We start from the raw sequence: 9,324 nt of genomic DNA, 5'->3' as shown, positions 1-9,324 counted from the left end.
CCGGCCCCCCTGGGGCCGGGTGGGGGGGGGGGGGGGGGGGGGGGGGGGGGGGGCCCGCGGGGGGGCCCCCCCCCCGGGGGGGGGGGGGGCCCCCCCCGCCACCGGTCCGCGGGCCCTGGACGCCCGCGGGCTCGGCGGGTCACCGGCGACTCAGCTGGCCGCCTTCCTGGCCTCGTCCATCGCCTTCTTCCAGGCGGCTTCCGAACTGAGTTGGCCGCGCTCGGCCGCCTGCATCTGCGGCTCGACGATGGTCTCCCAGATCTGCTGGTGCTTGGCGCCGAGGAAGATCGGCTTCATGTTCTTGACGCTCGCACCGAAGATCTGGCCCGTGGGCGCGCCGCTGAAGTAGTCGCTCGTCTTGTCCTTGAACGCCGGGTCGTCGAGGCCGGCGATGTCGGACGGCATAGCGCCCGCCTCCTTGAACGCCGCCAGGTGCCCCTCCTTGCTGGTCAGGTACTTGGCCAGCAGGTACGCCTCCTTCGGGTGCTTGGTCTGGGCCGGGATGGCGAGGTAGGAACCACCCCAGTTACCGCCACCGCCGGGGATCGTGGCGATGTCCCACTTGCCGGCGTTCGCCGGGCCCGAGCGTTGGGCGATGACGCCCTCGGTCATCCAGGCCGGGCAGGGGAGGGTGGCGAACGCGGAGTTCTTGAAAGCGGCGTCCCAGTCGGCGCTCCACCGCTGCGCCTTGGCGGTCAGCCCGTCGGCGGCCATCTGCAGGCCCAGGTCCCAGGTCTGCTTGATCACCGGGTTGGTGTCGCCGATGAACTTGTTGTCCTTGTCGAAGAAGAAGGTCTCCGAGTTCTGCATGACGTACGGCTGCATCAGGCTGGTCGCGCTGTCCAGCCAGGCCGCCTTGACCTTGCCGCTGGCCTTGAACTCCTTGCCCAGCGCGATGTAGTCCGGCCAGGTGCTGATCCGCTTGGCGACCTCGTCCCGGTCCGTGGGCAGGCCGGCCTGCTGGAACAGGTCCTTGCGATAGCACATGGCCAGGCCGCCGACGTCGGTGCCGAGGCCGATCAGCTTCTTGCCGTCCGGCGTCAGGGCGTTGTTCCACTTCCACTCGGGGAAGTTGGCGTTCAGCTCACCGGCGCCCAGGTCGAGCAGGTTGGCGAACTTGTCGTGGTTCTGGACGTACCCGAGCAGGACGCCCTCCTCGAGACCGACCACGTCGCCGGCGCCGCTGCCCGCGGCGAGCCACTGCACCAGCTTCGGCTGGAAGTCGCGCAGCTCGCCCATCTTCTGGTGCTCGACCTTGATGTTCGGGTTGGCCGCCTCAAAGTCCTTGATGGCCTGGTCATAGCCGAAGTTCTGGAAGGTCTGCAGGACCAGCTTGACCTGGCCGCCCCCGCCGGTCGACCCCTCGTCCTCGCTCTTCTTGCTGCACGCCGTGCTGCCGAGAGCCACGCCCGCGGCGAGCGCGGCGACCGCGACAGTTCGGAGCCGGTGCCTGATGACGCTCATCCCTGACCCCTCTCAGGTGGGTAACTCATGTGGTGGTTGTTGACCCGCGCCGCCGCTCGGCCCGGCGGGTCACGCGGTGGGGTTGTTCCGGTTCTGGGACGCCGCCGCGACGAGCGATGTGGCTTGGGACACGCCGCCGGGAGCGCTCCCATGAGCTTGCCGATGCGCTTCGGGGGTGTCAACAGCGCTATGGGAGCGTTCCCAGATTGTTACCGGCGGCGGTTCCCACCGAGCCGGTCGAGGGTGCGGCAAACCGAGACAGGCCCTGGCCGCCGTGCGGTCAGCGGGTCAGCAGAAGCGGCGCAGCAGGGTGGTGGCCCGGGCGGCGTCGAACGATTCCGGGTCGAACCCGTCGGCGACCCAGTCCCGCATCGCCTCGTGCTCGGGGTGGGCCGGGTCGGCGAGCGCGGCCAGCAGGACGGCGTACCCGGACGGGCCGCCCACGTTCTCCGGCGGGCAGGCCCGCTCCCCCTCCGGGCAGGACGGGTAACGCTCGTCCGGATCGGCGGTGCAGGAGTCCTCCACCACCAGGTCGTGCTCCCACCAGTCGCCGAAGTCGTAGGTGTAGCGGAACCGGCTGCCCTTGCCCAACACCTCGTCCAGCCGGACGTCCAACTCGTCGCGGAGCGCCAGATCGCCGTCCGGGTCGGGTTCGCCGTACTGACAGCCGTCGATCTCGAACGAGTGCAGGTGGCAGTCGCGCCAGCCCATCGCGTGCTGCACCACCCGATGCAGCCGGTCCAGGGTGTAACCGCCGGGAACCTGCACCCGTCGCCACACCGGCGGCCGGACCCCGGCGAGGGAGACCTTCAGCTGGAAGATCTGACGCGACATGCTGTCCCATCCTTCCTCGGCATAGGCTGCCAGCATGATCTGCCGAGCGTGCCGGGAGCGGCGGCACGACGACTGTCCTGGCCGGAAGTGGTGCGACTGCCAGCACCGTACCCCCGAACCCACCCCTCCGGTCACCGGTCCGGCCGGCGAATGACCGTCGGGATGCCGATTTCGCGGGTCTGGCCGGCACCCGCGACCGGGCCGCTGACCGACCCGGAACTGGCCGCCCTCTACGGCCGCGCCGCCCGGCCCCACCTGCGGGTGAACTTCGTGGCCAGCGCCGACGGGGCGGTTTCGCTCGACGGGTTCTCGGCCGGACTCTCCGGAGAGCCGGACAAGCGGGTCTTCGGGCTGCTGCGGATGCTCTGCGACGGGCTGGTGGTGGCCGCCGGCACGCTGCGCCACGAGGGCTACCGGGCGGTCCGGCTCGACCAGGCGCGCCGGGCCTGGCGCCGGGAGCACGGCCTGGCCGAATATCCGACCCTGGTGGTGGTCTCCGGCTCGCTCGACCTGGACCCGGCCCAGGCGGCCTTCGCCGACGCGCCGGTCCGGCCGCTGGTGCTCACCCGGGCCGCCGCCGAGCCGCCACCCGGGCTCACCGACGTGGCGGAGCTGGTGCGGTGCGGCCAGGAGCAGGTCGACCTCGCCGCCGGCCTGGCCGAGCTGCGCCGCCGGGGGCTCGGCCAACTGCTCTGCGAGGGCGGTCCGTACCTGTTCGGCGCGCTCACCGCGGCCGACCTGGTCGACGAACTCTGCCTCACCGTCGCGCCGCTGCTCGCCGGGGCTGGCCCGGGCCGGATCACCGCCGGGGCCGGCAGCACGGCGCGTCACCTGCCGCTGCGCCACGTGCTGGCCGCCGAGGACGGGGCGCTGATGCTGCGCTACGCCCGCGACCCGGGCGAGCCGCCGCCCGCCGGATCCGCCCCCGCCGCCTGACCCGACCGACCTGATCAACCCGGGTCGGCGAGGTGGTGGGGTCCACGGCGGCCGGATGCCGCCGGATCGGCGAGGCGGGTAGGCGCCGCCCGGCACGGCGAAGGGCGCGGGCATACCCGGGAGGGCGAGCCCGCGCCCCTGGCGACGCGGCGGGACCGGGCCGGCGGTGGAGGAGACCGCCGGCCGCGGTTCAGCGGGTCAGTTGACGGAGACGGCCGACCAGGCGGCGGCCACGGTGTTGTACTCGACGCTGCCGGTGCCGTACAGGTCCTTCGCGGCCGACAGGGTGGCGGTGCGGGCACCGGCGTAGTCGGTGCGCGAGGTCATGTACGTGGTGAGCGCGCGGTACCAGATCGCGCCGGCCTTGGCGTTGCCGATGCCGGTCACGGTGCTGCCGTTGCAGGTCGGGCTGTTGCCGTACGACGACGAGCCGCTGCCCACGGCGAGCAGGTAGAAGAAGTGGTTCGCCACGCCGGACGAGTAGTGCACGTCCAGCCGCCCGACGGACCGGCTCCAACAGTCGGCGGACGCGCCGTCCTTGGACGGCTTGTCCATGTAACGCAGCGGGGCGCCGCTGGTGCGCAGCTTCTCGCCGATCAGGTAGTCGCCCGGGTCCTTGGCGTTGTTCGCGTAGAACTCCACCAGGGTGCCGAAGATGTCGCTGGTGGCCTCGTTGAGGCCGCCGGACTCCCCGCTGTAGCGCAGGCCGGCGGTGTTGCTGGTGACGCCGTGGCTCATCTCGTGACCGGCCACGTCCAGCGAGGTCAGCGGGTACCAACCGGAGCTGCCGTCGCCGTAGGTCATGCAGAAGCAGGAGTCCTGCCAGAACGCGTTGGCGTAGTTGGTGCTGTAGTGCACCCGGCTGTACGCGCCGACGCCGTCGTTGCGGATGCCGTTGCGGCCGAACGTGGTCTTGTAGTAGTCCCAGGTCATCTGGGCCCCGTACGCGGCGTCGGCCGCGGCGGTCTGCCGGTTGGCCAGGGTGCCGTCGCCGAAGACGTTCGAGGCGCTGGTGACCAGGGTGCCGGTGCCGGTGGTGCCGCCGTTCAGGTCGTACGTCCGGTGGCCGCCGCGGGTGGCGTCGGCGAGCTGGTAGGTGGTGCCGGAGAGGGTGCTGCCCACGGTCACCGTGCCGGAGTGGAAGGTGTTGCCGGTGCCGTCGCGCTGCACGCCCTCCCACGAGTCGCGGACCCGGCCGCTGGTGGCGTCGACCAGCACGTGCAGCTCGCTCGGCGTGCCGTCGGCGTACGCGCCGCCCACCACGACCTCGTAGGCGAGCGCGGTGCCGGCGGCGTCGGCGTCGTACACCAGCTGGCTGCCGTCGACCCGGCGGGTGGCGGCGGTGGAGGCGGCGAGTGCGGTGCGGCCGGCCGCCGCGGCGCTGACCCGGGCCTTCGCGCCCCGGGTCGGAGCGGCGGCGAGCGTGTGGCTGGCGCCCCGCCAGGTGTTGCCCTTGCCCAGGTGGACGACGGTGTCGCCACCGAGGACCGGCAGGCCGTCCTGGTAGCGGTTGAGCCGGACGTGCTCGGCGCCGTCGGCGTCGGTCTGGACGTTACGGAGCGTGAACGCCTGGCCGTCGGCGACCAGGGCGCCACCCGAGTGGGCCCGGAGCTGGGCCACCGCGCGGGTGAACGCGTCGGTGGAGACGGGGGCGGCGGAGGCCGTGGCGGGCAGGCCGGCCGCCAGCAGCGCGGCTGTGGCCAGACTGCCGAGGAGAGTGCTACGACGCATGAAGTCCCTACCTTCACTAGGACTGCCGGTCCGGGGGGTACCGACCGACGGGCGACCCGCCGGTGGACGACGGATCGGCACGCCCGGTGGTGACCGGACGTGACGACGCACGAGGTATCGACGGAGGAAAGATCCTCGATGCGTTGTTGCACATTCTTGCGCCACGGGACCCATGCCTGTCACGACCTGGTGCCAAGATTTTTCTCCAGACCTTTCGTGGCCCGTTCACCACCGGTTCGTGCGAACGACCGGCCACGCCGGCCGGATCGGGCCCCTAGCCTGGGACGATGGACTCCACGGGAGCGGGTCGCGCCGGGTCCGGACGCCCGTTGCTCGCCGGCAGCCTGCTGGCCGGGGCGGGGCTGGTCGACGTGCTGACGTCCTGGGCGCACACCGCCGGCGACCAGTTCGTGGCGGGGACGGCGCAGGGGATGCACGCGGTCGACATCGTCGCGTGGGCCTGGCTGCACGTCGCGATCGGCGTCGCGGTGGCGCTCGCCGGGCTGCTGGTGCTCACCGGGCGGCGCGGCACCGTTCTGTTCGCCGTCTGCTGCGCGCTACCGGCCGTCGTCGTCGACGTGCTGCTCTTCCCGTACGCGCCGATCCGGGCGCTGCTGGTGGTCGCGCTGGACGGTGCGGCCCTGCGCCTGCTGTTCCGGCACGCCCGGGCCGGTGCCCGACCTGGTGCGGTCAGCGCGGCTCGCAGACCCGGCCGGTCAGCGCCGGATCCCCTTCCCGGGTCGCCGACCACAGGGGATTGAGCGCGAGGACCAGCGGGGGCGCCTGCCAGGCGGCGCCCAGCTGCTGGAGCAGCGCGTACTCCCGGCGGGGCTGCGCCACCGGCTCGCCGGCCAGGAAGGCCTCCACCCGGTCCTCCACCGCCCGCCGCCCGATCAGGCCGCCGTGGAACGCCGGCTCCTGATAGACCGGGATCCGGCTGTACTCACCGGGTGGCGCCTCGGCGGCGCTGACCGTGGGCAGGAAAGCGATCATCCGGACCCCCGGCACCGGGCAGAGGATCCGGTTGCGATAGAACGGCGCGTCGACCAGCACCGAGCGGACGAACGGCTCGTCGGGATGGTCCTTGATCGGCCGGGGGAGATTCGCGAGCCAGAACAGCACCCGCAGCTCCCAGCCCGCCGCGACCCCCCAGCCCTCGTGCCCCGGCGGCGGGTAGTAGGTCCGCCCCGCCTGGACCAGCGGGCTGAACATCACCACGGCGCTGACCGGGCCACGGGGCAGCCGCTCCAGGTAGGTGCGCGCCACCATGGAACCCTCGCTGTTGCCGAACAGGGCGATCGGCCGGCCGGTGCGGTGGTGCAGCGCGTCCACCTGCGCGGCGAGCAGCGCGCTGCTGGAGTCGAGCGACCGGTGGGTCGCCTCCGGCGGGTACGGCAGCGGCCGGCTCTGCGCGTCCAGGCCCCGGTAGGAGAAGCGCTCGACCCGGGGATCGGCGGCCGGCTCGCCGTCCCAGCCCGAATCGTGCCCGCTGAGGACGATGATCGCGTACGGCACCCGGTCGGACAGCCGGTCGCTGAGGATCGGGGGCATCCACGGGCCGTGCCGGCCACCTCCGGCGATCCCGACCAGCGCCTCGGCCCAGACCGCCCCCACCACGGCCAGCCCGATCGCGATCGGAGCGACCGGGAGCCGGGGCAGCCGGACCCGGGCCGGCAGCACGGCGGCGGCCACCGCCCGCCGCCACAGCAGCCCGTTGGCCACCCCGGTCAGCGCGGCCACCCCGACCGCCCACCAGCCCGGGACGCTGGAGATCAGCGCGCCGGCCAGGGTCAGCAGCAGGAAGTTCAGCGACGACCAGCCGAACAGCTCGATCGTGGGCAGCCCGCGCCACCAGCCGGCGGCCACGCCGGCCCGGGCCAGGAAGGGGGCGAGCACCAGCATCGGGACCAGCGAGCCGAACAGGTACCAGGAGAGCGACACCGCGGAGAAGGCGACCGAGAGCGCGGCCCACGGCGAGATGACCAGCGCGGCCAGCACCGCAACCGACAGGTTGCGCCGGACCAGCCAATTCCAGGCGGGACGCGCCGCGCCGGCCGGCCAGGCCAGCGCGGTCAGCCCGGCGGAGAGCATCCCGCGGGCCACCGTGACCGTCACCAGCCCGAGCAGGAAGGCGCCCCACGAGTCGTGGTACACCAGCAGCCAGCGCAGGTCGTGGTACGAGTCGTAGGGCCAGACGGCGGTGGCCTGCGGCGCGAGTCCCCGGGCGGCGTGGAAGCCGAGCGCCATCAGCAGCCCGCCCTCGAGCATCGGCGGCAGCGCGGCGAGCACGAGCAGCGCGACCACCCGGCGCCGTGTCGATCCCACGTCCACTCCCCGCTCCCCCGGCCTCCTGAGGATCTCGCGGATCAGTCGCCGGTGGGATGGAATCGCACGGAGAGGCATACCGTCCGTGGCCATTCGACCCCGCTGGGCAAGCTCGGCGGACGCGGGCCGTGGCGTCCGCCGCGTCGCGTGGCAACCTGTCGCATCCCTCGGGCAGGATGCACCTCGTGCGCCGCGAACGGGACGACCAGCCGACCGGAGACCGCCGATGACCGACGACCTGCTCGACGGCCCCGGCGACGGGGTCGGCCGGGTGCTCGGCACCGCCGACGCCACCCCACTCACCTTCTGGACCGCCGTCTCCCCCGGCAGCTACCTGCAGCTCGACGACGTGGTGGTCACCCGCCGCGAGCTGCCCGACCGGGAGCCGGTGACCATCGCCGGCGTGGTCACCCAGGTGCGGGCCCGACACGAGGGCGCGCAGTTCGACTCCGACGTCTTCGCCATCGCCGACGGCACGCTCCCCGCCCAGGTGCAGGAGGCGGCCGAAATCACCACCACCCGGGTCGACCCCGAGTTCTACGTGCCGCCCACCCCGGGTGCGGTGGTGCACCGGGCCGAGGGCGACGCCCGGGCCCGGGCGCTGCACTTCGACCGGATGGAGCGGCGCATCCCGATGGGCATGGGCCGCGACGGCGTGCCGGTCTACCTCAACGCCGACTTCCTCGACGGCACCCGGGGCGCACACGTCTCCATCTCCGGCATCTCCGGGGTGGCCACCAAGACCAGCTTCGCCACCTTCCTGCTCTACTCGGTCTTCCGCTCGGGCGTGCTCGGCGGCGACGCGGTCAACGCCAAGGCGCTGATCTTCAACGTCAAGGGCGAGGACCTGCTCTTCCTCGACCACCCGAACGCCCGGCTCGACGACGACACCCGGGCCGGGTACGCGAAGCTCGGGCTGGCCGCCGGCGCCTTCCCCGACGTGCGGGTGTACGCGCCGCCCCGAGTCGGTGACTCCTCCGGCACGCCGGACGTGAGCAGCCGGCTCACCGGCGTGGACAGCTTCTACTGGACGCTGAGCGAGTTCTGCGCCGACCGGCTGCTGCCCTACGTCTTCGCCGACGCCGACGACGAGCGGCAGCAGTACACGATGGTGGTCCACTCGGTCGCCGCCCACCTGGCCCGGTACGCCCAGCCCGCCGACGGCGGGGTGAGCATCGACGGGGTCCGGCTCGGCTCGTACGTCGACCTGGTCGACCACATCGTCGAGCAGCTCAACGACGACGAGACCCGGGGCGACTGGGCGGGCAGCGCGGTCGGCCTGGGCACGGTCAACGCGTTCGCCCGCCGGCTGATCGGCAGCAAGAAGGACCTCGGCCGGCTGATCCGGGGCGACCTGGCCACCCGCCGCCCGCACTCGATCAACACCGCGGAGAGCGCCCAGGTCACCGTGGTCGACCTGCACAACCTGCCGGACCGGGCGCAGCGCTTCGTGGTGGGCGTGACGCTCAAGAGCGAGTTCGAGCGCAAGGAGAAGGCCGGCACCGCCAAGCCGCTGCTCTTCGTCGTCCTCGACGAGCTCAACAAGTACGCCCCACGCGAGGGCTCCTCCCCGATCAAGGAGGTGCTGCTCGACATCGCCGAGCGGGGCCGCTCACTCGGGGTGATCCTGGTCGGCGCGCAGCAGACCGCCAGCGAGGTGGAGCGGCGGATCGTGACCAACTCGGCGATCCGGGTGGTCGGCCGGCTCGACCCGGCCGAGGCGTCCCGCCCGGAATACGGCTTCCTCCCGCCCGCCCAGCGGCAGCGGGCCCTGCTGGCCAAGCCGGGCACCATGTTCGTCAACCAGCCCGACATCCCGGTCCCGCTCTGCCTGGAGTTCCCCTTCCCGGCCTGGGCCACCAGGGTCTCCGAGGCCGGCCGCGCGCCGTCGGAGACACTGCGCTCGATCACCCAGGCGGCCGACCCGTTCGCGGTGGTGGGCTCCGGCACCTCCGACGACGACATCCCGTTCTAAAAGGCGTGAGCGACCGGTGAGCGCGAGGAGCGCAGCGCGGCGGAGCCTCGCAGTCGCGA

General features: G+C 72.9%; 7 protein-coding genes. 3 read left to right on the top strand and 4 right to left on the bottom strand.

Annotated elements, in window-relative coordinates:
• Window positions 1-150 precede the first annotated feature (150 nt).
• Both ACFYM6_RS17660 and ACFYM6_RS17655 read right to left on the bottom strand, forming a co-directional pair.
• Window positions 151-1,464: an extracellular solute-binding protein gene (locus ACFYM6_RS17660; RefSeq protein ID WP_387276643.1), complete on the bottom strand. Its 1,314-nt coding sequence runs from the start codon at window positions 1,462-1,464 to the stop codon at window positions 151-153.
• A gap of 288 nt (window positions 1,465-1,752) precedes the next feature.
• Window positions 1,753-2,298, bottom strand: coding sequence for a plasmid pRiA4b ORF-3 family protein (locus ACFYM6_RS17655; RefSeq protein ID WP_387276642.1), 546 nt, complete (start codon window positions 2,296-2,298; stop codon window positions 1,753-1,755).
• Between the two features lie 150 nt (window positions 2,299-2,448).
• Between ACFYM6_RS17655 and ACFYM6_RS17650 the strand changes: the two genes are divergently transcribed.
• On the top strand, window positions 2,449-3,234 hold the full coding sequence (locus ACFYM6_RS17650) for a pyrimidine reductase family protein (RefSeq protein ID WP_387276640.1): 786 nt from the start codon (window positions 2,449-2,451) through the stop codon (window positions 3,232-3,234).
• 198 nt (window positions 3,235-3,432) lie between these two features.
• On the opposite strand, the gene ACFYM6_RS17645 is transcribed toward ACFYM6_RS17650, so the two are convergent.
• A complete protein-coding gene (locus ACFYM6_RS17645; RefSeq protein ID WP_387276638.1) occupies window positions 3,433-4,965 on the bottom strand; it encodes a M4 family metallopeptidase in 1,533 nt (510 codons plus the stop codon).
• A gap of 287 nt (window positions 4,966-5,252) precedes the next feature.
• Between ACFYM6_RS17645 and ACFYM6_RS17640 the strand changes: the two genes are divergently transcribed.
• Complete coding sequence (locus ACFYM6_RS17640; RefSeq protein ID WP_387276636.1) at window positions 5,253-5,726, top strand: hypothetical protein; 474 nt, start codon at window positions 5,253-5,255, stop codon at window positions 5,724-5,726.
• Here ACFYM6_RS17640 and ACFYM6_RS17635 read toward each other — a convergent pair.
• Window positions 5,656-7,383: a hypothetical protein gene (locus tag ACFYM6_RS17635; RefSeq protein ID WP_387276634.1), complete on the bottom strand. Its 1,728-nt coding sequence runs from the start codon at window positions 7,381-7,383 to the stop codon at window positions 5,656-5,658. The genes ACFYM6_RS17640 and ACFYM6_RS17635 overlap by 71 nt on opposite strands.
• 133 nt (window positions 7,384-7,516) lie before the next feature.
• On the opposite strand from ACFYM6_RS17635, the gene ACFYM6_RS17630 reads away from it, so the two are divergent.
• Window positions 7,517-9,265 carry an ATP-binding protein gene (locus ACFYM6_RS17630; RefSeq protein ID WP_387276632.1) on the top strand — a complete coding sequence of 583 codons (1,749 nt, stop codon included), beginning with the start codon at window positions 7,517-7,519 and terminating at the stop codon, window positions 9,263-9,265.
• The last annotated feature ends 59 nt before the right edge of the window (window positions 9,266-9,324 follow it).

The organism is Micromonospora sp. NPDC006431, from assembly GCF_042870725.1.
Lineage (GTDB): Bacteria > Actinomycetota > Actinomycetes > Mycobacteriales > Micromonosporaceae > Micromonospora.
Note: the sequence above shows the minus strand (reverse complement) of the source record. Positions and strands in the feature narration are given on the sequence as shown.

Coding starts and splice junctions, on each gene's coding strand:
- ACFYM6_RS17660 (WP_387276643.1), bottom strand. CDS start 1,464: ATGAGCGTCATCAGGCACCGGCTCCGAACTGTCGCGGTCGCCGCGCTC.
- ACFYM6_RS17655 (WP_387276642.1), bottom strand. CDS start 2,298: ATGTCGCGTCAGATCTTCCAGCTGAAGGTCTCCCTCGCCGGGGTCCGG.
- ACFYM6_RS17650 (WP_387276640.1), top strand. CDS start 2,449: ATGACCGTCGGGATGCCGATTTCGCGGGTCTGGCCGGCACCCGCGACC.
- ACFYM6_RS17645 (WP_387276638.1), bottom strand. CDS start 4,965: ATGCGTCGTAGCACTCTCCTCGGCAGTCTGGCCACAGCCGCGCTGCTG.
- ACFYM6_RS17640 (WP_387276636.1), top strand. CDS start 5,253: ATGGACTCCACGGGAGCGGGTCGCGCCGGGTCCGGACGCCCGTTGCTC.
- ACFYM6_RS17635 (WP_387276634.1), bottom strand. CDS start 7,383: ATGGCCACGGACGGTATGCCTCTCCGTGCGATTCCATCCCACCGGCGA.
- ACFYM6_RS17630 (WP_387276632.1), top strand. CDS start 7,517: ATGACCGACGACCTGCTCGACGGCCCCGGCGACGGGGTCGGCCGGGTG.